This is a genomic window from Wohlfahrtiimonas sp. G9077, from assembly GCF_002252155.1.
Taxonomy (GTDB): Bacteria; Pseudomonadota; Gammaproteobacteria; order Cardiobacteriales; family Wohlfahrtiimonadaceae; genus Wohlfahrtiimonas.
Genome location: NZ_NEFD01000004.1, coordinates 63,157 through 89,517, shown reverse-complemented (window position 1 = coordinate 89,517; position 26,361 = coordinate 63,157). Strand labels below are relative to the sequence as shown.

29 protein-coding genes and 2 riboswitches are annotated in these 26,361 nt (G+C 44.5%); of the genes, 13 read left to right on the top strand and 16 right to left on the bottom strand.

From position 1 onward, the window contains the following. Positions 1-24: 24 nt before the first annotated feature. The 6 genes from B9T20_RS06650 to B9T20_RS06625 form a co-directional block, all read right to left on the bottom strand. On the bottom strand, positions 25-864 hold the full coding sequence (locus B9T20_RS06650) for a formate/nitrite transporter family protein (RefSeq protein WP_233491624.1): 840 nt from the start codon (positions 862-864) through the stop codon (positions 25-27). Between the two features lie 49 nt (positions 865-913). Beyond that, a complete protein-coding gene (locus tag B9T20_RS06645; RefSeq protein WP_094490345.1) occupies positions 914-1,516 on the bottom strand; it encodes a hypothetical protein in 603 nt (200 codons plus the stop codon). A gap of 57 nt (positions 1,517-1,573) precedes the next feature. Next, a complete protein-coding gene (locus B9T20_RS06640; protein WP_094490344.1) occupies positions 1,574-2,437 on the bottom strand; it encodes a magnesium transporter CorA family protein in 864 nt (287 codons plus the stop codon). A gap of 9 nt (positions 2,438-2,446) precedes the next feature. Beyond that, positions 2,447-3,397, bottom strand: a complete 951-nt coding sequence (locus tag B9T20_RS06635; protein WP_094490343.1) for a magnesium transporter CorA family protein — start codon at positions 3,395-3,397, stop codon at positions 2,447-2,449. An 8-nt stretch (positions 3,398-3,405) separates the two neighbouring features. Then, positions 3,406-4,302 (bottom strand): magnesium transporter CorA family protein, encoded by an 897-nt coding sequence (locus B9T20_RS06630; RefSeq protein WP_094490342.1) that lies wholly within the window; start codon positions 4,300-4,302, stop codon positions 3,406-3,408. A 126-nt stretch (positions 4,303-4,428) separates the two neighbouring features. Further along, positions 4,429-4,608, bottom strand: a riboswitch (M-box (ykoK) riboswitch). Positions 4,609-4,677: 69 nt separating this feature from the next. After that, positions 4,678-5,541 carry a pirin family protein gene (locus B9T20_RS06625; RefSeq protein WP_094490341.1) on the bottom strand — a complete coding sequence of 288 codons (864 nt, stop codon included), beginning with the start codon at positions 5,539-5,541 and terminating at the stop codon, positions 4,678-4,680. 100 nt (positions 5,542-5,641) lie between these two features. Between B9T20_RS06625 and B9T20_RS06620 the strand changes: the two genes are divergently transcribed. Then, positions 5,642-6,211 carry a YceI family protein gene (locus B9T20_RS06620; RefSeq protein ID WP_369907459.1) on the top strand — a complete coding sequence of 190 codons (570 nt, stop codon included), beginning with the start codon at positions 5,642-5,644 and terminating at the stop codon, positions 6,209-6,211. Between the two features lies 1 nt (position 6,212). On the opposite strand, the gene B9T20_RS06615 is transcribed toward B9T20_RS06620, so the two are convergent. The 6 genes from B9T20_RS06615 to ribD are packed head-to-tail and all read right to left on the bottom strand — an operon-like array spanning position 6,213 to position 10,486. Next, a complete protein-coding gene (locus tag B9T20_RS06615) occupies positions 6,213-6,380 on the bottom strand; it encodes a hypothetical protein (protein ID WP_158520533.1) in 168 nt (55 codons plus the stop codon). A 23-nt stretch (positions 6,381-6,403) separates the two neighbouring features. Further along, positions 6,404-7,033: a YdcF family protein gene (locus B9T20_RS06610; protein WP_094490338.1), complete on the bottom strand. Its 630-nt coding sequence runs from the start codon at positions 7,031-7,033 to the stop codon at positions 6,404-6,406. Positions 7,034-7,063: 30 nt separating this feature from the next. Further along, on the bottom strand, positions 7,064-7,531 hold the full coding sequence (ribE, locus tag B9T20_RS06605) for a 6,7-dimethyl-8-ribityllumazine synthase (RefSeq protein WP_094490337.1): 468 nt from the start codon (positions 7,529-7,531) through the stop codon (positions 7,064-7,066). 18 nt (positions 7,532-7,549) lie between these two features. After that, complete coding sequence (gene ribB / locus B9T20_RS06600) at positions 7,550-8,755, bottom strand: 3,4-dihydroxy-2-butanone-4-phosphate synthase (protein WP_094490336.1); 1,206 nt, start codon at positions 8,753-8,755, stop codon at positions 7,550-7,552. 1 nt (position 8,756) lies between these two features. Next, entirely contained in the window at positions 8,757-9,380 is a 624-nt protein-coding gene (locus tag B9T20_RS06595; protein WP_094490335.1) for a riboflavin synthase, read from the bottom strand. Further along, the gene (gene ribD, locus B9T20_RS06590) at positions 9,380-10,486 is read right to left on the bottom strand and encodes a bifunctional diaminohydroxyphosphoribosylaminopyrimidine deaminase/5-amino-6-(5-phosphoribosylamino)uracil reductase RibD (protein WP_094490334.1); all 1,107 of its coding nucleotides are present in this window, start codon (positions 10,484-10,486) and stop codon (positions 9,380-9,382) included. Before ribD ends, B9T20_RS06595 begins: the two co-directional genes overlap by 1 nt. A 76-nt stretch (positions 10,487-10,562) precedes the next feature. Further along, positions 10,563-10,687: riboswitch (FMN riboswitch) on the bottom strand. 166 nt (positions 10,688-10,853) lie between these two features. Here ribD and B9T20_RS06585 point away from each other — a divergent pair. Further along, positions 10,854-12,185 carry an MATE family efflux transporter gene (locus tag B9T20_RS06585; RefSeq protein WP_094490333.1) on the top strand — a complete coding sequence of 444 codons (1,332 nt, stop codon included), beginning with the start codon at positions 10,854-10,856 and terminating at the stop codon, positions 12,183-12,185. A gap of 58 nt (positions 12,186-12,243) precedes the next feature. On the opposite strand, the gene lpdA is transcribed toward B9T20_RS06585, so the two are convergent. From lpdA to B9T20_RS06570, 3 genes are all read right to left on the bottom strand, one after another. After that, positions 12,244-13,671, bottom strand: coding sequence for a dihydrolipoyl dehydrogenase (lpdA, locus tag B9T20_RS06580; protein WP_094490332.1), 1,428 nt, complete (start codon positions 13,669-13,671; stop codon positions 12,244-12,246). 72 nt (positions 13,672-13,743) lie between these two features. Next, positions 13,744-14,949, bottom strand: coding sequence for a 2-oxoglutarate dehydrogenase complex dihydrolipoyllysine-residue succinyltransferase (gene odhB, locus B9T20_RS06575; RefSeq protein WP_094490331.1), 1,206 nt, complete (start codon positions 14,947-14,949; stop codon positions 13,744-13,746). A 31-nt stretch (positions 14,950-14,980) separates the two neighbouring features. Next, positions 14,981-17,815 (bottom strand): 2-oxoglutarate dehydrogenase E1 component, encoded by a 2,835-nt coding sequence (locus B9T20_RS06570; protein ID WP_094490330.1) that lies wholly within the window; start codon positions 17,813-17,815, stop codon positions 14,981-14,983. Positions 17,816-18,179: 364 nt separating this feature from the next. Between B9T20_RS06570 and B9T20_RS06565 the strand changes: the two genes are divergently transcribed. Genes B9T20_RS06565 through B9T20_RS06550 form a run of 4 tightly spaced genes read left to right on the top strand, consistent with a single transcriptional unit; the run spans position 18,180 to position 20,991 of the window. Next, a complete protein-coding gene (locus B9T20_RS06565) occupies positions 18,180-19,052 on the top strand; it encodes a hydrogen peroxide-inducible genes activator (protein ID WP_008315834.1) in 873 nt (290 codons plus the stop codon). A gap of 17 nt (positions 19,053-19,069) precedes the next feature. Continuing rightward, the gene (gene moaA / locus B9T20_RS06560) at positions 19,070-20,047 is read left to right on the top strand and encodes a GTP 3',8-cyclase MoaA (RefSeq protein WP_094490329.1); all 978 of its coding nucleotides are present in this window, start codon (positions 19,070-19,072) and stop codon (positions 20,045-20,047) included. A gap of 24 nt (positions 20,048-20,071) precedes the next feature. Continuing rightward, the gene (locus B9T20_RS06555; protein WP_094490328.1) at positions 20,072-20,278 is read left to right on the top strand and encodes a hypothetical protein; all 207 of its coding nucleotides are present in this window, start codon (positions 20,072-20,074) and stop codon (positions 20,276-20,278) included. After that, positions 20,278-20,991, top strand: a complete 714-nt coding sequence (locus B9T20_RS06550; RefSeq protein ID WP_094490327.1) for an HAD-IIB family hydrolase — start codon at positions 20,278-20,280, stop codon at positions 20,989-20,991. Before B9T20_RS06555 ends, B9T20_RS06550 begins: the two co-directional genes overlap by 1 nt. On the opposite strand, the gene B9T20_RS06545 is transcribed toward B9T20_RS06550, so the two are convergent. Further along, positions 20,992-22,056 (bottom strand): methyltransferase, encoded by a 1,065-nt coding sequence (locus B9T20_RS06545; RefSeq protein ID WP_094490326.1) that lies wholly within the window; start codon positions 22,054-22,056, stop codon positions 20,992-20,994. A 103-nt stretch (positions 22,057-22,159) separates the two neighbouring features. Here B9T20_RS06545 and B9T20_RS06540 point away from each other — a divergent pair, with 103 nt between their 5' ends. From B9T20_RS06540 to B9T20_RS06510, 7 genes are read left to right on the top strand one after another with little or no spacing between them, the layout of a single operon-like run. Then, on the top strand, positions 22,160-22,846 hold the full coding sequence (locus tag B9T20_RS06540; protein WP_094490325.1) for a beta-ketoacyl synthase chain length factor: 687 nt from the start codon (positions 22,160-22,162) through the stop codon (positions 22,844-22,846). Next, positions 22,846-23,634: a 1-acyl-sn-glycerol-3-phosphate acyltransferase gene (locus tag B9T20_RS06535; protein WP_094490324.1), complete on the top strand. Its 789-nt coding sequence runs from the start codon at positions 22,846-22,848 to the stop codon at positions 23,632-23,634. The genes B9T20_RS06540 and B9T20_RS06535 overlap by 1 nt, the downstream gene beginning before the upstream one ends. Next, positions 23,631-23,891: a phosphopantetheine-binding protein gene (locus B9T20_RS06530; RefSeq protein ID WP_094490323.1), complete on the top strand. Its 261-nt coding sequence runs from the start codon at positions 23,631-23,633 to the stop codon at positions 23,889-23,891. Before B9T20_RS06535 ends, B9T20_RS06530 begins: the two co-directional genes overlap by 4 nt. A 1-nt stretch (position 23,892) precedes the next feature. After that, on the top strand, positions 23,893-24,138 hold the full coding sequence (locus B9T20_RS06525; RefSeq protein ID WP_008315845.1) for an acyl carrier protein: 246 nt from the start codon (positions 23,893-23,895) through the stop codon (positions 24,136-24,138). Between the two features lie 43 nt (positions 24,139-24,181). Then, on the top strand, positions 24,182-24,706 hold the full coding sequence (locus B9T20_RS06520) for a hypothetical protein (protein ID WP_148138450.1): 525 nt from the start codon (positions 24,182-24,184) through the stop codon (positions 24,704-24,706). Continuing rightward, entirely contained in the window at positions 24,703-26,016 is a 1,314-nt protein-coding gene (locus B9T20_RS06515; RefSeq protein ID WP_158520531.1) for an AMP-binding protein, read from the top strand. Before B9T20_RS06520 ends, B9T20_RS06515 begins: the two co-directional genes overlap by 4 nt. After that, on the top strand, positions 26,009-26,359 hold the full coding sequence (locus tag B9T20_RS06510; protein WP_094490320.1) for a hypothetical protein: 351 nt from the start codon (positions 26,009-26,011) through the stop codon (positions 26,357-26,359). Before B9T20_RS06515 ends, B9T20_RS06510 begins: the two co-directional genes overlap by 8 nt. The last annotated feature ends 2 nt before the right edge of the window (positions 26,360-26,361 follow it).

Below are 26,361 nucleotides of genomic sequence, written 5' to 3'. Positions count from 1 at the left end.
GGGAACCGAGGTTTTTTGACATCATTAAAAACGATTGTTGGGCATGTCGCTTCTGATCTCCCCATGACAGATCAACCCAAACAGAATCGTTCCCCCAAAAATATTGCCAATCAATGTGGGAATGGCAAAGGGATAAAAATAGTGGCTCCAATGCTCGTGCCCTGTAAACACTAAATATAACACTTCACTTGAGCCCGCAATGATGTGTGTGAACTCACCAAGGGCGATGATGTAGGTGATGAAAATGATCCCCCAGATTTTATTGTCACCAAGATTTGGCAGCATCCACACCAAAGCCGCCATCAGCCAACCGGCAAAGACACCTTTAACCAGCATTTGATACGGGCTGTTTTCCATGATGTGATGACCCAGCGCCGGCAAATGCGCGCGCACATCCACAGAAAAATCGGGCAGATAAATCAAAGAAAGGGTAAACGCCACAACGCCCAACAAATTGCCACACAAAACAATCACCCACAAACGCATGATCCGATACAGCGTGCGCTTTGAGGGATGACTCATAAATGGCAACACTGCGGTCAGCGTATTTTCCGTAAAGAGCATTTGGTTCGATAAAATGATGATCACATAACCCAATGTGTACCCAAAACCACTGAGTAAAAAGCTGACATTAGGATCATCAATGTGCATGGCAATCACAGATTTGGCAATGAAACCCGCCCCCATCGCAAAACCTGCCGCCAATGCCGAGAGCAGCAAAGCATAACCATCGCGCTCTAAAACGCGAATCCCTTCATAACGCACTGTTTCATGTAGCACTGCTGCTTCTGATGGCAATAATTCACCATCTTTTTCGATGGCAGCTAACTGTTCTTCAACCTCTTTTGGCAATTGTGTTTTCATACGAACCCCCATAAAACAATCCCCAAGCATGCTTGGGGATTCGATTGATTTATAAGCCTAAGCTTTTTAAGGAAAAACCGCTGCTGATTTTGGGCAAAGGATAATCTGCATTCATCAAACGCAGCATCACCGGCGTTGATGTGACATTGTCAAATTGCCACGTCACTTTCACAGCCGCTTTTGCCGGCACAATGATTTTTTGATTGTGTTTAAATGAAGCTTCTGTGGCAAAGTAGGCAATGCTGTCTTGATCTAACACAATCACATCCACTTTATTTTTTACATCTTTAAATTTCACCGGTTTATCTTGGTTATTTTTTAAGATGACCGTCACCGTCAATTGTCCATCTTCAAGGGAAACGGATGGGATTTCCACCACCAAATATTTTTGTAATGTGGCGGCATCTGTCACCGCATAGCTGTTTTTAAAATCATCAAAACTGCTCTTGATGGATTCACCTGCTTTATCTAACTGCACTTTTGCATCATCTGAAAAATCACTGATGGCATCTTTTGACCTGTCCCAACCTTTTTTCACAGATTTAGAAACATCATCGGTGAGTTTCGACAAATCCTCTGTCAATGAGCTCTCTTGGGCATGGGCAACAGACAACGCCAACATTAAACTGCTTAGGCATAATAATTTTTTCATACATTTCTCCTAACAATCACATCAATGCGGATGCTTTCATTATAGCGGATCAACGCCTTAGAAGTAATGTTTACGCCAGAATAATCCCGCAACGCCCAAACTTGCCACCATCATCACGAGAATCAATACATAAAAAGCATTGTCTGCCGTTTGAAATGGCAACGGCACATTCATGCCATAAATGCTGGCAATTAAAGTGGGAATTGAGAGCACAATCGTCACAGCCGTTAACAATTTCACCACGTGGCTCACATTATTTTGAATGATGTTGCCATATGCATCCATCACGTTATTCGCATTCAACTGACTGATCTCTGTAATGGCATACGCTTGATCTAATTCCACCAATGTATCCATAAAAATGTCTTGATCTTGCTTATGCATCAATAAAAGTTGCCCTTTTTCCAATTTACGCATCATGTGGCGCATCTGCTTGAGCGCCGTTGCCATGCAGAGCAAACTCTCATTGAGATACAACAAGCGATACAACTCAGGATTGCGATAAGAGCGCGACAATTCATCTTCCGCCGCTGTGATCTCCGACTCAATCTGCTGCGTCAATTGAATGTAATCCACTGCTGTTTGATGCAAAATACCCAAAATATTGGCGGTATGAGTGCGATGATCAAAGCTCAAAGCCGTCTTTTCACTGCACACAGTGATTAACGTATCCCCCGTAAGAATCATACTAAAAGGCAGCGTGCGATATTTCACATCCATTGAGCTGTCCGTCACCTGTTGATCCACATAAGGCAGGTGAATCACGAGCAATTGATGTCCGCCCTCTTGCTCAAGCTTAGGACGTGCATTGATGTCTGTGGCTTCATGCATAAAATATGCTGGTAAATTAAAACGTTCTGTCATCTCGTGTTGCTCTGCGATGGTCGGCGCCACCAAGGAAAAATGGTTCATAAATGTCATGATCTCCCCTTACATACGTAAATATTTTTTTCGATAAAAGACAATGAGCAGCATCACACTGATCAATACCATGCCGATGGCAATCATGACGGTAGATACAGGATCTTCTTCCCCTGGCAATGCCACGTTCATGGAAAAAATGCTGCCGATCATGGTGGGAATGATCATCACGATCGCAAGCGTCGTCAGCATTTTTAAAACAGCGTTTAAGTTATTGTGAATGATGGTGGCATATGCATCCATCAAGTTACTTAAACTCTCGCGGCGCATTTCTATCACCTCGGCCGATTGCTCTAAATCCACCAAAATTGACTCTAAACGCTGCTTTTCATCCTCATGAATTTTCAATGTATCGCCGAGGGTCAGGCGCTGATACAAAATGGTCATTGCACTCAACGCCGTTGAGAAAAACACCAAACTTTTATTGAGATTCATCAGGGCAAACAACTCGGTATTTTTATACGAGGCTCTGAGTTTCTTTTGCAACTGACTCACTTGTGCATTGATCAATGCCAAATGATCTTCATACGATTCAGACACTGCCTTAAACAATAACAATGAAATGCGCGTTTTCATGTGGCTATAAAAATCGCCATATTGCCTCGTCAACACTTCATCCACCACGGTTAATGGCTCGCGGCTCACAATGATGAGATGATCTCGCCCATGAATGATGCCAAGGGGCACCGTATGATAAGGCGGCGCCGTTAAATCCTCAGCGTTCGCAGCCGTTACAGGTACATTTAAAATGATCAAAGTGCCATGGTCATCCCGCTCAATGCGTGGGCGCTCATGACGATCAAGCACGCTATGAAAAAAATCTAATGGCAAATGAAGTTCATTGACCAACACATTGATCTCTTCTTCTGTTGGATTGACCAAGTGAATGACGCTATTGTGCGCTAAGGTTTCACTTGGCAATAACTGCCCATCTGCATGGGTTTGATAAATGGATAACATAATCTCTCCTACAAATAACGGCGGGCTTTGAAAAACATCATCACAGCGCCAGCTAACGCGGCGGCAATGGCCCCTAACACAACAAGGGCATAGGGTTCATCTTGAAATGGCAACGGCGTATTCATGCCATAAATGCCCGCGATGGCCATCGGAATCGCGGCAATCGTCACAAAAATTGTTAAATACTGCACCGCTAAACTTAAGTTATTCTCAATCGCCGCAGAGTAAGCATCCATCAAGTTTCGAAGGTTCGCATGATAAATTTCCACCTTTTTTTGTGTTTGCAAATTGGCCAGCACCACATCTTGCAGCATCGCATCGGTTTTATAGTCACTGAGCAATAAACGCTTGGCAGCCAAATCCTTAAACACGCGGCCATTGTGTTTCAATGCACGAATGAATGCGCCATAGCTTTTATTGTGATTGAGCAGATCAAAAATGTGCTGATTGCTGATGGCGTTTTCAATCTGCGCTTCTACAGTAGCGATCGTACGATTGATCTCATCGATGGCCAATAAATAGCGGCCAATGGTGTGTTCAAATAAATGCAACAATAAATGGGTGGCGTTGCCATCCGTCAGCTCTGTAAAGGATTGCTCGAGCGTTGTTAAAATGGGATGCTCGTGCTCGCTGATGGTGATCACCACATGCCCCATCACAATCACAGAAACATTTTGTAAGGTAAATGGCATCACTTCTCCAAATCGGCTGCGGATCGGTAACTGCAGCATAAAGGCAAAAAGCTCTGCATGGCGCTCAATCATGCGGCTTTTTGCGCCATTTTGATGTAAGTTGAGCATGGAAAAAGGGATGAAAAAATCATGGCTGATGCGCTCGAGCTCTTGTGGCGTTGGCGCTGTGAGTTGGATCCAGACATGTTGAGCACGGTTCAATGTTTTAATCATGGGTGCCTCCCGAAAAACAGTCAAAAAATTTCGCATAAAAAAAGCGCCTCTAACGAATAGAGGCGCATGCGATCTTAAAAAACCGTAACGCGGGCAACCATACACGCAAAGGCGCATACGGTGCTCTCTCCCCCCAAATCGTTGAGTTTTAGCACTGTACGGCATAAGACGTGAAGCATGCTTCACTGCTAGCTACGTTATAAACCACCTTAATTCGATGGTTTCTGTTCAAACCCGTTGGCGTCTTTGGACGTTTCTGGGCAGTAGCATGTCTCCGTACAGGAGCCTCACCTAACGAGGTTAGATTTGCAATTTGTGTGCATTATAAGCAGAATAAATCTTTTAGCAACCTAAAAGTCGATAAATTCTTTTAATTTAGTCGATTTTACCAAATCGCCCATGAGTGTAATCTAACGATGCTTGTATGATTTCTTCGTGCGTGTTCATCACAAAAGGCCCATGTCCTACAATCGGCTCATCAATGGGCTCGCCGCTTAAATACAACACAGTGGCGTCGGCATCACTCGATAAAATAAATGAATCACCCTTTTGGTCTAATAATGCTAAGTCAGAAGGTTCGAGCACCACATCATGATTCAGTTGTACACGTCCTTTGATCACCACTAAACCCACATAACGATCTTGATGCGCCGCAATCGTCACATCACTTTCAGCACTTAAGTGAATGTCCCACACATCCACAGGCGTAAAAGTGCGAGCAGCGCCCTTTGTGCCCAAATAGTCACCGGCGATAATACGCACATAACTGCCATATTGATCAAGCTGAATCACCGGAAGATTCTCTTCGGTCAACAATTGATAGCCCGGTGCACTCATTTTATCCTTCGCTGGTAAATTCACCCACAATTGCACCACATCAAAAATCCCACCGCTCTGTGTAAAGGCTTGTGAATGATACTCTTGATGCAAAATGCCGGCTGCGGCCGTCATCCACTGCACATCGCCTTTGCCAATCACTCCGCCATTGCCGCTAGAATCACGGTGCGCCACTTCTCCTTCATACACAATGGTCACCGTTTCAAAGCCACGATGAGGATGCTCCCCAACGCCACGCGGCACGTTTGCTGGCTCAAAATAGGTGGGCTCACCGCGGTCAAGCAGTAAAAATGGATTCAAAAAACGCCCATGATTGCGATAATTAAAGAGTGAACGGACATAAAAGCCATCGCCCACCCAATGAGGATCTGGGGCATGATGAACTTGAAGTAATGATTTCATAGTGTGCTCCTAAAAATGACAACGGTTTGTTTTGTTCATTTTTAGAACAATATCATATACATTATTCTATTATCGGAATAAGCTTTTCTAAACCAAAGGAATGGACATGACCAAAACATTATTCACCCTCGGCGCGCTTTTATGCCTCACGCCAAGCTTGGCAACACACTATCAATTAGAGCCTGAACACACCAATGCACGTTTTTACATTGATCACTTTCAAACCTCCACCAATCATGGTGGCTTTTATGGTTTAACGGGACATGTGACGTATGATCCTGACCATGAAGTGGGCAGCGTTACCGTGATCATTCCCATCAAAAATCTAAAAAGTGGCTCCGATGCTTTTGATCAGCACCTTAAAAACAGTGATCTTTTTGATGCGGCCAAATATCCTGAGATGCGTTTTACCTCCACACAATGGCAATGGCAAAACCATCAACCAACACACATCACCGGTGATCTAACGCTCCTTGGACAGACGCATCCTGTAACGTTAACGGTGGAACGCTTTAATTGTTATCACAGCCCGATTTGGCAAACACAAGTGTGTGGCGGTGACTTCAGCGCAGAGATTGATCGCACACAATGGGGCATGGACTTTTTTGTGGACAAAGGCATGAGTAAAACTGTGAACATTGCGATTCAGGCAGAAGCTGTCAAAGAGTGATCTAACGATTGTTGCGATGATGCATGATGATGCCAATGCCGATCATGATACACAGCAATGCACCGCTGGCTAATGCAAATGTGCCCACAATGCCGGCGGTGGTGCTCGGCGCTAACCAATAAAAAAGTGCAAGATATGGCGAGGCCATCAGCATTAAGACAAAAATCATTAAAATCAAGAAAATGGGCATGATTAGGGATGATCAAACAGCCATGAATTCAACAGTGCAAAAGGCTCACGAATGTAGGCGGTGAAAATGGAACGCGAATCTGTCGGCGTGGGCGCGGCTAAACCTGAAACACTTTTCAACCCCGAACGTTCAGCGAGCATTAAAGAGCGGGGCAAATGAAAATCATTGGTCACAACCACCACATTGCCCAAATCCATTAACTGCATAGAATTGACAAATTGATGAGCGGTGCGCCTGGATATCTCTTCCATCACAATCACATCACTTGGAATGCCGTGCGCCACCAAATAATCGCGCATCACTTGTGCTTCACTTTTAGTAAGGCCTTGTGTTTGCCCGCCAGAAACCACAATGCGTGTATCGGGTGATTCCAGCCAATATTGGCGCGCCATCTCTAAGCGATTGGCCAGTGCATTGGTCGGCGCAAGCGGCTCGCCTTCAACTTTATAGCCCAGCACCAATAGCGTGTCCGCATTGTCTTCCGCGTGCAGATGCTTAATCTCAGACTGAATCCACACATTGCCCACCACAATCACCATCAAACAGATGATCAATGAGCTCACCAACCAACCCCGTAAATTACGCGCACAAAAAAGGACAAATGCTTGTAATGGATCCTGTTTACCTGTCATTTGCCCTTCCCTTACCTTTGTTAAAATCAATTAGCCATCAATCGCAGCCATTAAGTTTAACATTTCAATCACAGTAATGGCAGCATCTGCACCTTTATTGCCTGCTTTTGTACCGGCACGCTCAAGCGCTTGCTCGATGCTGTCTGTGGTTAAGACGCCAAATGCAATCGGTTTGGCATTTTCTAAACTCACGCTCGCAATGCCTTTTGACACTTCATTGGCCACAAAATCAAAGTGTGGTGTTGAACCGCGAATCACGGCACCTAAGCAGATCACGGCATCCACATCTGCTTTTTTGGCAAATTGTTGTGCAATCAATGGAATTTCAAATGCACCTGGCACCCAAGCCAATTGAATGTTCTCTTCATTCAAACCGTGGCGTTTGAGTGCATCCACAGCGCCATCGATCAATTGCTTGGTGATTAAGCTGTTGAAACGACCGGCCACAATGGCGATTTTTTTGTTAGAAATGGATAAATTGCCTTCGATAATTTGCATAATATGTCTCCTAAAAACTTATAGATAGTGACCCATTTCGGTCGCTTTGGTGGTTAAATAATCTTGGTTCTCTTTTGTCACAAATCGTGGGGTTGCCACGCGCTCGATCACTTCAATGCCATTGGCTTTAAGGGCGGCGACTTTTTCGGGATTATTGGTGATGATGCGCACACGTTTTTGATCAAAATATTTCAAAATTTGCGCAGCCACCGTAAAGTCACGAGCATCCACCGGATGACCCAATGACACATTGGCCACAATGGTATTTTGCCCTTGATCTTGCAGTGCATATGCACGAATCTTTTCAGCAAGCCCAATGCCGCGCCCTTCTTGACGCAAATAGATCATCATGCCATTAGGATCATTGGCGATGGTTTTAAGGCCAAAATCAAGTTGCGCTTGGCAATCACATTTAACCGAGTGAAAAATGTCCCCTGTTAAACATTCAGAGTGAATGCGCATCGTTAATGGCGCATTGGCATCATATTGAGCATTGCGAAGCACCACATGCGGCTCTTCGCCTTCACTGTTCGGGAAAGTATAAATCTCAAAGTTGCCATAAGCCGTTGGTAAATGCGCATGACTTAAGGGCTCAATGCTGGTCGCTTGATTCGCTAAATGATGACGATAATTGACAATGTCTTCGATGGTGATAAATGGCATATTTTCAGCCGCGCTCACTTTTAATAAATCATCGTGACGCGCCATGGTGCCATCTTCGTTTAAAATTTCACAAATCACGGCGGCTTCTGTTAAGCCGGCAAGCTTCATCAAATCCACAGACGCTTCTGTGTGCCCACGACGAACCAAAACGCCGCCATCTTTAGCGATCAATGGGAAAATGTGCCCCGGGCGTTTAAAGTCAGCTGACTGTGTATCTTGTGCCGCAAGCTTTCGGCACGTTAACGCACGTTCAGCCGCTGAAATGCCCGTATGAGTTGAGACAAAATCCACCGTCACCGTAAATGCCGTTTGATATTCATCTTCATTTTTCACCACCATCGGCGCTAAATCTAAACGTTTGGCAATCTCAGTTGAGATCGGTGCGCACACTAAACCGCCGGCTTTACGAATCATGGTGTTCATGTCCTGATCATCACAAAACTCAGCGGCCATGATCATATCGCCTTCATTTTCGCGGGATTCATCATCCATCACGATGATGATTTCACCACGTTTAAGGGCGGCCAATGCTGCTTCCATGCGTTGAATCATTGCATTCATCTTAATATCCCCATTGTGCTAATTTGTCGTAAGTTAAGGTCGAAGCCTGCTCTTTTAAAATGTATTTGCCAAGCTGATCAAATTCGATATTGACGCGGCTGCCCTCTTTTAGGCTGTGTAAATTGGTAATCTCAAACGTGTGCGGAATGACACTCACGCTAAAACCATTCATCGTTACATCTGTGACCGTCAAACTGATGCCATTGATGGCAATTGAACCCTTTTCCACCACCATTTTTTGGTGCGCTTTGTCCAATCGAAAACTCAATACATAACTGTTTTGCAACTTTTGTAAACGTGTCAATTGCGTGATGGTGTCCACATGGCCAGAGACCAAATGACCATCTAAACGGCTGTTTGCCAATAAAGCACGCTCTAAATTAATCGGGCTGCCCATTGGCAATGTGGCAAAAGTGCTGCGCTTTAGACTTTCGGGCGTTAAATCCGCTTCAAAGCTTTGTGCATCGAACTTTGTCACCGTCAAACACACGCCGTTGCTCGCGATGCTGTCGCCAATTTTCACATCCGCTAAAATGGCGCGGCAACCCACCTTAATGGTGATCACGTCGCCGCGCTGCTGTTTGCTTTGAAGTGTTCCCACTTCCTCAATAATGCCTGTAAACATTATTCAACCTCCTTAAAGGTTGCTTGTACATAAATCGATTGCCCTAAGCATTCTGTGTGTGCGATGTTTAGAATCGGGGCATCACTGAGTCTTTCAATGCCGCTGTGATCCCATAAACTGGGCGCATCATCACCAATCAAACGTGGGCCATAAAAAAGCGCCAATTCATCCACTTTGCCGGCGGATAAAAAGGCGTTATAAATGCTGCTGCCACCTTCTAAGAGCACACTCATGATGCCCTGACCATAAAGGTGAGTCAGTAATGTTGCCGGATCAATCGCAGGCAATGCATGAATCATCACGCCTTTTGCTGTTAAATCAGCTTTAAGAGCATCATCCATCAGAGCTGTATTTGGGTGAATGATTAGCGTTTTTGCTGCAGTTGTCTCAAAGATTTGGTAATTAGCATGTGCGATACCATCAAAATTTCTCAATAACACAATGCGCACAGGGTTACGATAATCACCCTCTAAACGCACGGTTAAAGCAGGATCATCATTGAGTAACGTGCGTTTGCCAATCAAAATGGCATCGTGCAGGGCTCTGAGCTCATGGGCTTTTTTGCGCGCAGCTTGGCACGTAATCCATTGTGAATCACCGGTTTTAGAGGCAATTTTGCCATCTAAACTTAAGCCTGCTTTTAATGTCACAAAAGTCGATTGCGTCAATTGATTATGAAAAAAGATGCGATTGATGGCGCGGGCGGTGGAATCATCTGCACAGATGACTTCAATGCCATGGGCTTGTAAAAATGCTTTGCCACGCCCGGCAACATTTGGATTCGGATCTTCTGTGGCATACACAACACGCGTAATGCCTGCCTTTAAAATGGCTTCGGTGCATGGCCCTGTTTTACCATGATGGCAACATGGCTCTAATGACACATAAATGGTAGCACCTTGTGTGGATTCTGTTGCATTTGCAATCGCCACAACTTCTGCATGTGCAGTGCCTGCTTTGGCATGAAAACCTTCACCAATGATTTTGCCTGCTTTGACGATGACTGCGCCCACATAAGGGTTCGGTGACACAGCACCAACCGGCACGGTTGCCAATGCAATGGCGCGCTCTAAAAACCTTAAATCTGATTCCGTTAGCTTGTTCATATGCCCTCTTTATTCATTTATTTTCGGGGCATAACAGACAGCCACGACCCGCCGGATGGCACGCCGTCTCTATCCCATTCATCTTTTACCATCCAGACTTTACTGTCGGTCTTGGAATTGCACCAAGTCAGCTTGCGCTCGCGGACTGTCACCGCCGGTCAGGAATTGAAGTTGCCTTCTCACCTTGCCCCAAAGATAAATGTTCAACGCAAAAAACTCTATCACATTTGCCAGATGATATCAAATCTCAATTGCATGCATCGAGACAACTGCGCTTTTTAGCTTCATAAAAAATAATTCAAGCCCCTGTGCCGCTGCCCTGAAAAGTGGACTATAATCTGACCATCTCCCTAACTCCGAGGTCTTTGTGAGTCAAAAAACACTGCGCTTATTATTCATAAGCTACGTGATTCCAACGTTAGGTGCCATGCTCATCAGCGGCACTTATCAATTAATCGATGGCTTTTTCATTGGCCATTTCATCGGTCCTGAGGGCTTAGCTGGCGTCAATATTGGCTGGTCCTACATCACTGTTTTACTGGGTTTCGGGCTCTTAGTGGGCGTCGGTACCGGCAGCCTTTATTCGATTGCTAAAGGCGCTGAAGATGATGAAACCGCCAGAGCCATCATTGGTCAATCCATCCCATTAATCCTCATTCCCGGCCTCATTTTTGGCATTATTTTATACGTTGCTGCGCCAAGCTTGGTCTATATGCTTGGTGATCCGCAATATCAAGTGAGCAAAACCTTCCAAACCGCTGCCCTCATGGCGGTGGATTTCATCCGCGTCTTTGCAGTGAGCTCGCCCTTAGTGATTGGTAGCCTTGCCTTGCCATTTTTGGTGCGCAATATGGGCAATCCTTACCGTGCCACGTTATATATGGCCATTGGCGTCACCATTAACATCATTTGTTCATATTTTATGATTGTGGTGTGGGAATGGTCGATCTTTGGGGCAGCGCTAGCAAGCATCATTGGCGAATCCTGCGCCATGTTTTTAGGGCTCTATTACATTTTGTATCAAAGCGGTGAAAATCTTCAATGGCGCCACTTTAAACCGCGCCCGAAATTACTTAAAGAGATCGTCATCAACGGTGCTTCCACCTTTTTCATGTACATTTATGTGGGCTTTATCATGATGCTCCATCACATGATGCTGGTGAAATATGGCGGCACCATCGCGGTTTCTGCTTACACCATTACCGGTTACATCGTCACCATTTATTATCTTGGCATGGAAGGGATCGCCAATGGCGTACAGCCCATCATCAGCCGTTTGTATGGCCGTGAAAATTTTTTATCCACGCGCGCCATCATCCGCATGATGGTGATTGTGGGCATGACATATGGCATTGGATTGACCCTCTTACTGCAAATCTTCCCAGGCTTTTTCACGCTGCTCTTTACGAGTGACAAAGAGCTCTCTAAGGTCACCATTCATGCCATCAACATTCATTTAGCCCTGCTCTTTTTAGAAGGTGTATTTGTGATGGTCACTGTCTTTTTCCAAGCCATTGGCGAAGGCTCAAAAGCCTTGGTGATCTCCATCGGTAATCTACTCATTCAAGTGCCATTTTTACTCATTGTGCCCAAATACTTTGGGCTCGATGGCGTATGGATCAGCATGCCGCTGAGCTCATTTTTACTGGCCATTCCTGTCGTATATTGGGCATACATTCGTTACCGACACATCATATAAATCACCCATAAAAAAAGCTTGTGTCACCACAAGCTTTTTTCATTGCGAGAAACAATGATTATTTTTTATTGACAGCGTGAATCGCTTCTTTATGCACCGCTAACGCTGCTTCTTTCACAGATTCTGCCAATGTTGGGTGTGCATGCATGATGCGTGCAATGTCTTCTGCAGATGCATCAAAGCTCATGCCCACCACCGCTTCATGAATCAATTCAGAAGCATTTGGCCCAAAGATGTGTACGCCCAAGATTTTGTCTGATTTAGCATCGGCAATGATTTTCACTTGACCTTCAGCGGCATCCATCGCGCGGGCGCGGCCTGATGCTGCAAATGGGAAGCTGCCCACTTTAATGTCTAAACCTTCTTGTTTACAAGCTTGTTCAGTTTTACCCACCCAAGCAATTTCTGGCGCTGTGTAGATCACAAATGGCACTAAATCATAGTCCACAAATGAATATTTACCAGCAATGCGCTCAGCCACTGCCACACCTTCTTCAGAACCTTTATGCGCAAGCATTGGGCCGCGCACCAAGTCACCGATTGCCCAAACACCAGGAATGTTTGTGGCACAGTTGCCATCCACATGTACGCGCGGACCATCCATCACCAAATCAACACTTGGATCCACCAAGTTTGTGGTGTATGGCGTACGGCCAACGGCTACCAATAAGTAATCAAAGGTTTCAGCATGTTCGCCTTCAGTGTTTGAGTATGTCACTTTCACATCTTTTTTAGATGTAACTGTGGACAATACGCGCGCACCTAAACGCACATCTAAGCCTTGTTTTGTGAATGAACGAAGGGCATCACGCGCAATGCCAGCATCTGCACCGGCTAAGAAACTGTCCATCGCTTCAAAAATCACAACTTCAGAGCCTAAACGAGACCAAACGCTCGCCATCTCTAAACCGATCACGCCGCCGCCAATCACGCCTAAACGTTTTGGCACTTCAGTCAAGGCTAAAGCACCTGCTGAATCGATCACACGTTTACCATCAATCGGTGCTGCACCAATATCAATCGGTGTTGAACCGGCCGCTAAAATGATGTTATCCGCTTGATATTCAGACACTTCACCCATGTGATCTTTCACTTTAACGGTGCGCTCAGGGAATAATGTACCTTCGCCTTGCAACCAGTCAATTTTGTTCGCTTTGAATAATTGTGCGATGCCGCCTGTCAATTGTTTCACAATGCCATCTTTACGTGCGATCATTTGTTCAACGTCAATGCCAACGCCGCCCATTTTGATGCCGTGTGCGCTAAAGCCATCTTTGGCATATGCAAAATGATGCGAAGATTCCAACAATGCTTTAGAAGGAATACAACCCACGTTCAAGCATGTACCGCCTAAGACAGGATCACCTTCTGGTGACAACCATTTTTCCACACATGCTGTTTTCAAACCCAATTGTGCTGCACGAATCGCTGCGACATAACCTGCAGGACCGCCGCCAATGACGATGACGTCATATTTTTTTGTCATGATGATTTTCCTTATCAAGAAGAAGCGGATTAAAGCACTGCCCTAATCCGATTCTATTGCGTCAATGATTGATTAGATGTCTAACAATAAACGAGTTGGATCTTCGATCGCATCTTTAATGGCCACTAAGAAGCCCACAGCTTCTTTACCATCGATGATGCGGTGATCATAAGAGTGCGCTAAGTACATCATTGGCGCGATCACAACTTGGCCATTTTCCGCAATTGGGCGATCGTACGTTTTGTGCATGCCCAAAATACCGCTTTGTGGTGGGTTGATGATTGGCGTTGATAACATCGAACCGAATACACCGCCGTTTGTCACAGTGAATGTACCGCCTGTCATGTCTTCTAAACCTAATTTGCCTTCTTTCGCGCGAATTGCAAAATCCATGATGGTTTTTTCAATTTCTGCCAAAGATTTTTGGTCTGCATCACGGATCACAGGCACCACTAAACCGCGTGGTGAAGAAACCGCAACACCAATGTCAAAGTAACCATGATAGATCATGTCATTGCCATCGATCGATGCATTCACTGCAGGATATTTTTTCAATGCTTCAACAGCTGCTTTCACAAAGAAAGACATGAAGCCTAATTTAATGCCATGACGTTTTTCGAATTCGTCTTTGTATTTTTTACGCAATTCGATCACATTTTTCATGTTCACTTCATTGAATGTTGTGAGCATGGCTGTGCTGTTTTTCGCTTCTAATAAACGCTCTGCGATGGTTGCACGTAAACGTGTCATCGGTACGCGTTGCTCTGTGCGGTTACCGCTCACAACGTTTAAAGGTGCTGCAGGTGCAGCCGCTTTTGGCGCTGCAGGTGCGGCTGCTTTTGGTGCGGCTGCGCCTTTTTCTAAGAAGTTCAAAATGTCTTCTTTCGTATGGCGACCATCTTTACCCGTTGCAGGAATCACAGAGATGTCTAATTTATTCTCTTCCACCAATACTTTCACAGCAGGTGATAATTTGTGAGCAGATTCAGCCTCAGCTTTAGGGGCTTCTGCAGGTGCAGCTTCAGCTTTCGGTGCAGCTGCGCCTTCTACCAATACGGCTAAGACTTCGCCTGCCGTCACGTTTGTGCCTTCAGCGATTTTGATGGATTGAATGGTACCGCTCACAGTGGCTGGCACTTCAAGCATCACTTTATCTGTTTCTAAATCAACTAAGTTGTCGCCTTCTTCTACAAAGTCGCCTTCTTTAACATGCCAAACGGCTAAGAGCGCATCAGCAACCGACTCAGGTAACACAGGAACTTTAATTTCGATACTCATGAGATTCTCCTTAAAAATCTTTGGTGGTATTTTATAAACTCATATTAAAAGTTTGTTGTAACAATTGTTGCTGCTGTTCTACATGCACGCTGTTATAACCCACAGCAGGTGATGCACTCGCTTCTCTTGTTACGTAACGAATGGAAACTTTCTTCGATGCATGAACATCCAAATAGTCACGAACAAAGAAGGCATAACCTTGGTTTCTTGGCTCATCTTGAACAAACACGATTTCTTTCAAGTTTGGATAAGTGGCCACAATCTCTGCCAATTGTGCTGCTGGGAATGGATAGATCTCTTCTAAACGCACCAATGCAAAGTTGTTCAATGCTTTCTCTTCGCGCATTTCGAATAAATCATAGTAGATTTTACCCACAGAAATCACGAGTGTATCCACTTTTTTATTCTCAAGCTCTTTACTCTCAGGAATCATTGGTTGGAATGCACCATCAGTTAAATCTTCTAAGGTGTTCACCGCCAATTTATGACGCAACAAGCTCTTTGGAGAGAAGCAGATCAATGGTTTGCGATACTCTTGCAACACTTGACGACGGAATAAGTGGAATGTTTGCGCAGGCGTTGTTGGCACAACAACAGACATATTGTTTTCCGCACACATTTGCAAGAAGCGTTCAGGACGCGCTGAGGAGTGCTCAGGACCTTGACCTTCATAACCATGTGGCAATAACAATGTTAAGCCGCATAAACGCATCCATTTGGTTTCACCGGCAGACACGAACTGATCGATCACCACTTGCGCGCCGTTGGCAAAGTCACCAAATTGACCTTCCCAGATCACAAGTGAGTCTGGTTCAGTGGCGGCATAACCATATTCAAAGCCCATCACAGCTGCTTCAGATAAAATGGAGTCAATCACGGTAAAGCGCGCACCATTGCTCACGTGTTGTAATGGCACGTAACTTGAACCATCCACTTGGTTGTGGAACACCGCATGACGATGGAAGAATGTACCACGACCTGAGTCTTGACCTGAAATGCGTACGCCATGACCTTCTTTTAATAAAGTCGCGTATGCCATGTTTTCTGCAAATCCCCAATCAATCGGTGCAGCGCCCGCTGCCATTTTGATGCGGTCTTCATAGATTTTTTGAACACGTGGATGCAATGTAAAGCCTTGTGGCAATACGCTCATCTCTTCAGCCAATGCTTTGATTTCAGACGCTGGTACGGCTGTTTTTGGCACCACTTGTTCAGGTGTACCAAATTTAGGGGAATCTTTTAAGAATTTTGCCCATTTTTTCGTGTATGTATCGTTGATGGCAGGAATCGTTGGATAACCCACTGATTTACCTTCTTCTAAACGATCACGATATGCTTTGGTCATCGCTTTGTATTCAGCTTGTGTGATGGTGCCTTCAGCAATCAAGCGCTCAGCATATACGGCAGCTGGTGTTTGGTGCGCTTTGATTTTCTTGTACATCATTGGTTGAGTTGCGCTTGGTTCATCCGCTTCGTTGTGACCTAAACGACGATATGATACTAAGTCAATCACGACGTCTTTATTGAATTTTTGACGATAATTGATGGCCAATTCTGCAATGAATTTCACCGCTTCTGGATCATCACCATTGACGTGGAAAATTGGGGCTTGGATCAATTTAGCAACGTCAGAGCTGTAGGCAGATGAACGCACGTCTAATGGGTTAGATGTGGTAAAGCCGATTTGGTTATTAACGATGATGTGAACAGTACCGCCACAACGATAACCACGTACTTCTGACAATTGTAACGTTTCCATCACAACGCCTTGGCCTGCAAATGCCGCATCCCCGTGAATCAACACAGGCAATACTTTGCTAAATGGTAATGGGGATAAGTTTTCTGCACGGCGTTCTAAACGAGCACGCACAGAGCCTTCAGTCACAGGATCAACGATTTCTAAATGCGATGGGTTAAACATCAACGCTAAGTGTAAATCGCCATGTTTTGTTTGGATGCTTGAAGAGAAACCCATGTGATATTTTACGTCACCGGCGCCGCGTTCAACGGTGCGTTTACCTTCAAACTCATCAAATAAATCTTTCGGTGCTTTACCTAAGATGTTCACAAGCATGTTCAAACGACCACGGTGCGCCATACCAATGATGACTTCTTCTGCACCCTCTTCACTTGATTCATCAATCAACTCATGCATGAGTGGAATTAAGGCGTCACTACCTTCAAGTGAGAAACGTTTTTGGCCCACATAACGTGTGTGTAAATAACGCTCTAAACCTTCTGCGGAGATCAACTCTTTTAAAGTTTCGATTTTTTGTTCTTTAGAGAACTTAATATTATTATTAACGCTTTCTAGCTGATTTTGAATCCATGTGCGCTCTTCGGTTTTTGTGATGTGCATGTATTCTGCACCGATCGATTGCGTATAGGTTCTGTTTAAAATTTTGATGATGTCTTTTAACTTCATCTGTGCAACGTTGGTCAATGTGCCTGTGTTGAACTCAGATTCAAAATCTTGGCTGCTTAAGCCGTGATATTCTGGTGACAATTCAGGAATGATTTGGCGATCACGAATGTGCACAGGACACAATTCAGCCGCTTGGTGACCACGCATGCGATACGCTTCAATTAAACGCAACACAGCCGCTTGTTTTTCAGAAGCAACAGGGTCAATGGTGTATTGGGCAGCCGATTGGTTTTTAATTCTTGCCAATTCTTTAAAGGATTCTTTAACAGCCGCGTGAGATACGTTGATGGTTTCGTCGTTTTTGAAGTCCTTAAAAAATGCGGCCCACTCTTCTGATACAGAATGTGGGTCAGATAAATAGGATTCATACATTTCTTCTACATAGATCGCATTCGAGCCATACAATGCTGACCACTGTTTAAATCTATCAATTTGTTTCATCTTTATCCTCTTTGGTTTAGAGCTTGAAGGCTGCGTAAATTTTATCGTCTTTTGAGTAATAGTCCAATCTTTTTCTTAAAAAATGCACCCCCCTATCATTTTTTGAGTCATTATAAATTTTTTAAATCATGAAAAACGTATATTTTCATCACCCCCTAACTTTTTAGCCATTTTTAATGAATAATTTAAATGTGCCAAGGAAGTGAAAAATTGAGTCATTATGATCAAAACTTTGAAAGATTGATCTCGAGAAGATAAGCCTGTAACCTAACTTTTTTATGCGCAATGGTGTTATCATTGATAAAATAATGAAATGATTATAACAATGCAACTTTGAGTGGTTTACTTTATAGGAGTCTGACTGATGAAATTGAACGAACTTAGGTATTTCCTAGCAGTGGCCGAAGAGAAACACTTTGGTCGCGCGGCTCAGAAATGTTTTATCTCACAACCTGCCCTCTCGATTGGCATCAAAAACTTAGAATATTCATTGGGTGTGACGCTTTTTGAGCGTTCTGCCAGCGAAGTGTTCTTAACGCCCGAAGGTTTAGAGGCCTTACCTAAGGTTAAACAGATTTTTGCCATTGTGCAACAACTCAAAGAGTTACGCGTTTCCATTAACTCTGCCCAAGGTGAGTTGAAGCTTGGCATTATCTTTACGATCGCCCCATATTTGCTGCCACGCGTGATCCCTGTATTAAAAGAAGCGGCGCCGGAATTGACGCTCAATATCTTTGAAAACACAACGGACAACATCATTCCGATGCTTAAAAGCGGTGAAATCGATGCAGCCATTGTGGCGTTACCCATTTATGAGCCTTCATTGGCGGTGGATGAATTGTATGATGAAGAGTTCTATGTCATCACACCAAAACACCATCCGCTCTCTGGCGAGTCTTCCATTGATGCTGCGGTGATTCATGAATATGATCCATTATTGCTTAATATTGGTCACTGTTTCCGTGATCAAGTGGTGGAACAATGCCCTGAGATCAGCTCAAACAATGCGCACCATTATTCACTAGAAACCATCCGCAACATTGTGGCATCTGGCCAAGGCATCTCAGTTTTACCAAAGTATGCATTGATCAATGACCACGTTCAAGAGCTCATTGCTTGTATCCCTTTCAAAGCCCCTGTACCAAAAAGAAAAATTGGTTTGGTGTATAGAAAAGAGTATACTCAGCTCAAGAAGTTAGAGTTACTTTCTGAATGCATTAAGTCACTCCACTTATAAGTTGTGTGAGGTAAGTTATGTTAGTTGATCAGTTTGGCCGTACAATCGATTATGTGCGAGTTTCCGTCACCGATAAGTGCGATTTACGTTGCACTTACTGTATTCCTGAGGGATTTCGCGACTTTGAGGTACCGCAAAACTGGTTGACCTTTGATGAGCTGACGCGCATCATTCGTAACTTTACAGAGCTTGGGGTCAAGCGCTTTCGCTTAACGGGCGGCGAGCCTTTATTGCGTAAAGATCTCCCTAAACTTGTGGCTTCCATTAAAGCCATTGATGGCGTTGAAGATCTCTCGATGACCACCAACGCCACCCAATTAGAAAAACATGCCGTGGCTTTAAAAGAGGCAGGCCTTGATCGCTTAAACATCAGCCTAGATGGTTTAACCACATCGGTGATCAAAGAGATCACAGGACTCAACTGCTTTAATAAAGTCTACAATGGCATCATGGCCGCAAAAAATGCAGGCTTTAAACAGATCAAAATCAATATGGTGCCAATGCTCAATCTCAATGATAATCAGATTGAGCCGATGATCGCATTTTGCATCGAACATGGTTTCATTTTACGCATGATCGAAGTGATGCCCATGGGCGATACCGGACGCAATACACAGGGTAAAAATCTTTCTGATTTTCTCAAAGAGATTTATCATAAATATGATCTCGTTGAATCCATGCAAGTGCGTGGCGGTGGCCCTGCTCGTTATTGGCAATCTAAAGATGGCAAATTCACCTTGGGCTTAATCACACCGATCTCACAGCACTTTTGTGAAACGTGTAACCGCGTGCGTCTCTCTGTCGATGGCACCTTATATATGTGTCTTGGGCAAAATGAACAATATGCATTGCGTGATTTGGTGCGCTCGCCTGATTGCACCGATGAATCGATTAAGCATGCGATTCGCAAAGCCATTGATCTGAAACCAGAAAAGCATGAGTTTGTCGAAGATAAAGGCAAAATCGCACGTTTCATGTCCATGACGGGCGGTTAATCCATCATTAAAGAGGAGTTTTGTATGAGTCAAAAATATGGCGTTCGCATGACGCTGCCAGAAAACAATCCATTGAATGCCGAACACTTACTCGGCGCCGATTTTACCGCAGAGCGCTGGTTTGACACAGAAGCTGAGCGCACCGCATTTTTAAAATCGTATCAAACCCCTTTTATCTTCTATCGCAAAAGTGATACAGCAACGCTTCACTATCAATTGCTTGAAAAATAATGCAGTTTGTTTTTGATTTAGATGGCACGCTCTGCTTTAAGGGCATGCCATTATCAAGTGAGATTGACGCTGCCCTCAAAGCCCTCAATGAAACGCATACATTAACCATCGCATCTGCTCGGCCGATTCGAGACATTTATCCTGTGATTCCAACATGGATGCGCGAGCTAAATTTAGTGGGCGGCAATGGTGCATTGGTTAAAACAGGTAATGTCACAACCGCTACTTGCTTTGAAGATTTCTCACCACTTGCACAGCTTTTAGACCATTATCCCATTGATTATTTAGCCGACAGCGAATGGGATTATGCCTACACAGGTGCTCATGATCACCATATTTTTGGCAAAGTTGATGAACTCAAACTTGCCCGCAATCACACAACCTATCGCTCATTGCCCAGCATCATTAAGCTTGTGATGATGACTGATCACCCTGAGATTTTACAAGCCATCGCGACATTGCCCGTTGAAGCGCACATTTATCACAATGAAGCGTTGATTGACATCAGCCCCGCTGGCATTACGAAATATCGTGGCGTGCAAGCCCTCGGCATTGATGAATTCATTGCCTTTGGGAATGATGCCAATGACATTAGCCTCTTTGAACATGCCTGCGAAAGCATTTGTGTGGGCACACATCCTAAAGCCGCTGCCTGTGCCACGCGCACAATTGACAGTACGCATGTGGCACAAACTATTTTAGAGTATTGCTGATCACTCACACATCAATAATGTGTGATACGGGCCAATGCCATTGACCTCTTTAACAATGCTCAGCCCTGCTGCCTCAATATAAGATTTAAATACTTCAGAATCATAAAAGCGACTGTTGCCATTGGCGATTGCCGTAAAGTATAAAGAGGATGCATTTAAGCTAAAGGCCGCGGCTTCAAAGCGCTGTTGATCCCAAAAAATCTCCAAAATACACACTTTTGCCGTGGGTGCTTTCGTTGCTTTGATGAGGGATAAAATGCGAACAATCTCCTCGCCACTGAAGCAATCTAAAAACTGACTCATCCAATAGAGATCTGCAGCATTTGGCAAATCCTTCGCGGTGAGAATGTTCAATGAATGTGTGTCAATGCGATCAGATAAACCCGCTGCCACAATGTTTTCAGTGGCAAGCCCCACTTGCTCGGGTAAATCTAGAATCGTCATGTGTACATCTGCACTCTTTTGACAACACGCCATGGAAAATTTCCCTGTATTACCACCAATGTCATAAATGTGGGCAGGTGATTCAGCGAGCACCACATTAAGGGCGGCATCAAAGGCACCATCTGAGTAAAAATGATCATACTCGAACCAGCTCTTTTGCTGCGTGGGTGTCAGATCTTTTAAATGGCGATAAAAATGCTCAAAGTTACCGAGCGATTTTAAGCCTTGTGGGGTATTGCTGATTAAAGATGCTTTTAAATGGGATAAGCCGTCATAACAGATGTCTCGCGTGAAATCCATGTTGATGCGCGTCATCTCATCGTGCAGTAAAAAATGTCCAGTTTTGGCTAAATAAAAACGGGCATCTTGCTGATAAACGATTGAACAGCTCAACCCCATGTCGAGCAAAACACTGACAGAATATTCACTCAATGATCCTTGATCGACGATCTCACGCAAGGTTAACCCATTTTTTTTTGCTGCATCTAAATGGGCTAAAATGCCAAAATCACGCAAACAAACCGCCGCTTGGAAAATCATGGGCGCAAAGGTAATGCGCTGTGCTAATGTAATGGCTTCTAATGCATTTAATGAGTCTTTATTATAAAAATCTGATGGCACAATTTGCCCCTTCGCTCGGATCAATCATTGAAAAAATGCATTCTAGCAATTAAATAATTATTTTGTATAATACCGCACTCGATTTCTCTGATAAATTAAGCACATGCAATTTCACACTGACATTTCTCACATCGAAGGATTGACGGCAAATGAGCCTGTCGATGGCGCGCCTACTGCCCCATTTGACTACCCTAAAACGCCAAGCATTCCGATGATGCAAGCGCGACGTATGAGTCTTGCGGCTAAATTAGCATGTGAGGTTTTTATCAGAACCTTAAAAAGCACCAAAGTGGATGCCGCCATTTTTTTAAGTGAACATGGTGAACTTGAACGCAGCTTTAATGTGATCAAACACATTGCACAAGGTGAAGGTGTTTCTCCTACTGATTTCTCCATGAGTGTGCACAACACAGCTGCAGGATTGGCCACCATTTTGACACAATCACCGATTGAAGTGACCTCGATCGCGGGCGGTAAAGATGGCTTCATTCATGCACTCTATGAAGTGATGGCCTTACAACACAGCGGACATCATCGCATTGCCTTGATTGCTTTTGATGGCGAAGTACCCAGTTTTTATGAAACCTATGGTGCAACCTTAACGCCTGCTTATGCTGTTGCCATGGTGTTCAGCAAAGGCTCATCATACGCCATCAACTGCACACACAGTGAACAACAAACGCTCACTGAACCTTTGCCGCTGATGTTTTGGCGAGATTGGCAAGCCGATCCAACCAACATCACCTTGCGTGGGCAAAAACTCACCTGCCACATTCAGAGCCAAGCATAATGTACCACCAACTCAATCGCATTTGGCGCATCACCATGACAGGTGCAGCCTTTGCCCTCTTTGGCATTGGCGGATTGATCCTATCGATGATCATTTTCCCGCTGTATCATCTGATCGAACGTGATCAAGAGCGCCGCAAATGCTTTGCACAAAAAGCTATTGGGCGCACATTTCGTGCCTTTTTATGGTGGTTAAAAACCTTTCGCGTGTTTCAATACCGCTTTGAAGGCTTTGAGATGCTCAACGAAGATCAAAATGTGATTGTGGTGGCCAATCATCCAAGCATTTTAGATTATGTCTTTTTAGCCTCCCGCATTGATCACTGTAGCTGCATTGTGAAGAAAAAACTGTTAGAGAACATCTTTATGAAGGGCGTCATTGGCGCTGTCGATTACATTCCTAATGATGACACCGAAGGCTTCATTGCATTGTGTGAGGAAAAACTCAGCCCACAAGATAAATTGCTGATTTTTCCAGAAGGCACGCGCACCACCGCAGGCGAACCCCTTCGTTTACAACGCGGGGCGGCAAACATTGCCCTTCGCACTCAAAAAGACATTCGTTTAGTGAGCATTGACCTTGACCAACCGATGCTCACAAAAGAGCTCAAATGGTATCAAGTGCCACCCATGCAACCCACCTTCATCATTAAAGTACAAGAGAAGATAAATATTTGTACGTATTTAAATTCAAAACATCGTTTAAGCTATCAATCGCGTCAATTGACAGATGATTTAACCCAAAAATTGCAACACAACCTACAACAATCACAAAAGGACAACACATGAGCCTTCATGACCAAATTAAACAACTGATCATCGACTCTCTGAATTTAGAGGGCATGACCATTGATGACATCGACACAAATGCCCCACTTTTTAACGAAGGCTTAGGTTTAGATTCCATCGATGCCTTAGAACTTGGTTTAGCCATTAAAAATCATTTCAACATTGTGTTATCGAGCAATACAGAAGATAACAAAGCTTACTTTGCTTCTGTTGCAACACTTGCCGATTACATTGCTTCTCATCACAAGGAACCCTAGCATGACCCGCGATCAAATCTATGCCCAAATCGTCAGCATCATTTCAGAATTGTTTGAAATTCCACCTGAAGATATCCGTTTAGATTCTAATTTATATACAGAACTTGATTTAGACAGCATCGATGCGGTGGATTTAGTGGTGCAACTGCGCAAAGTACTGAAACGTGACATTGAGCCCAGCGTCTTTAAACAAGTGCGCACTGTCAATGATGTGGTGGATGTCATTGAAAACATCCTCAAAGACTAGAGGCCACACATTGACAGCTTTGCTCACACCCTTGAGCATTGTCATGATCGCCCTGTACCCGCTCATCATATTTTTTGGCGTGGCCAACATCCCGCTGCCAATCATGGTGAGCGTGATGGCGCTCATTTTTGCTGTGCGCTATTTCACTTTAAGTCAACAGCACTCTGAGCTTAAATCGGTGATGCGCCTCATTTTGGTGATTGCATTGGTATTGTGCCTGTGTGCGCTCGTGTTTCGCTCCTTGCATGTGATGCTCTATTATCCTGTGATGGTCAATGGCGTGATGCTTGTAGTTTTTACGCGCTCTTTATATGTGCCACCGCCCATCATTGAGCGGCTTGCACGGCTACAAACGCCAGATTTGCCACAAGCAGGCATTATTTATACGCGCACCGTGACAAAAGTATGGATGGGCTTTTTCATTCTCAATGGTGCTCTAGCATATCTCACCACACAGATGAATTTTGCCATTTGGACCCTTTATAACGGGCTCATCAGCTATGGCTTAATGGGCGTTTTATTCCTAGGCGAATGGTGTATGCGTCAGCGATGCATGGCAAAAACATGATGCATTATCAAAATCTCTTTTTACAGCACGATCCCGCAGCCATCCGTTACATCGATGGCGCGCGCACGCTTTCATTCGGTGATCTGAAAGCACGCATCGCCACCCTTAGTCAACACTTGCGTGCAATGCCTGAGCAGCGGTTTGTGATCGCCACGCTCAATTGTTTTGAGGTCACCGCATGCTTTTTTGCCCTATTGTATGCTGGCAAAACACCCGTCATTCTTGGGCACACCCGTGAAAAATTATTGGCTGAACAACGCGAACATTACGACGCTATCGTCACTGACCTACCCATGACTTTAGATGCACCTTGTGTGGATCTCAATCAAATCACAACGCAAGATTGCTCGCTCGATTTTTCAGCGCCCATCGATGATCAATGGGTACATTTTTTCACCTCAGGCTCAAGCGGCATCGCCAAATGCATCAAAAAACGCGTGGCTCTGCTTGCCAAAGAGAGCGCTTTGCTGCATCAAACATGGCCTATAATGAAAGGCACTCATGTGATTGCCACGGTCTCACCGCTGCATCAATATGGCTTGACCTTTAACATCCTTTGGCCTTTGATCAATGAAGGTTGTGTCCATATGCACGCCATCACTTATCAAGAAGCGCTGACAGGATTGCCACACAATGGGCGTTACGCCTTCATCACAAGCCCTGCATTTTTAAAGCGCTTAGATCCTACCTTAGTGAGCCCGCTTGAGATGACACACATTTTCTCCGCCGGCGGCCCTTTACCAAAATCGGCGGCCCAGGATTGCCAAGCGTTATTAAAATGTGCACCCATTGAAATTTATGGCAGCAGTGAAACCTGCGTGATCGCCCATCGAATGCCCATTTGCGATGCGCTTTTTCAGCCATTTGACGGGATTCAGATCATGCAAAATGCAGATCAAACATTGCGCCTTCACTCACCATTAATGGATGAGCCTGATTTTTCCCTCAATGACCGCATTGCCATGCATTCCAATGGTTTTGAGCTTCTTGGGCGTACCGACCGCATTGTCAAAATCGAGGAAAAGCGCATTTCCCTCACGGAAATCGAAACCCGAATTGAAGCGCATCTGCCCAATTGCCAAGCACATCTATTGCCCTTAACACACAAGCAGCGTACCATTTTGGGCGCCGTGTTGGTGATGGTGCAACCCGATGATCCACAACGCGTCATTCACGATTTGACCACACATCTCAAAGCTTATATTGAGCCGATTGCCTTACCAAAACGTTGGCGATTGATTGACAAAGCGCCCGTCAATGCACAAGGTAAAGTGAGCCACTATGATTTAAAGGAGCTCTTTGATGATTAAAAAATTCGCCGATACCGTTGTGTGCCAAGAACATTCGAGCACACACGTCACTTTACAAATCACCATTGAACCCGATCTATTTTGGTTTCAAGGGCATTTTGACACCTTCCCATTACTGGCGGGCGTTGCCCAAATTGATTGGGTGATGCACTACTTTGCCCAATTCATTCGCGATGATTTGCAATTCAATGGCATTCAACAGGTGAAATTTCAGCAGCCCATCATACCGAATGATGTGATTACGCTCACCATTGATTTGGCATCAGATGCCTTGTTGACTTTCGAATTTAAAGCCGATGCCACCAAGAGCAAAGGTAAAATTCGCCTCAAACCCAAAGGATGAAC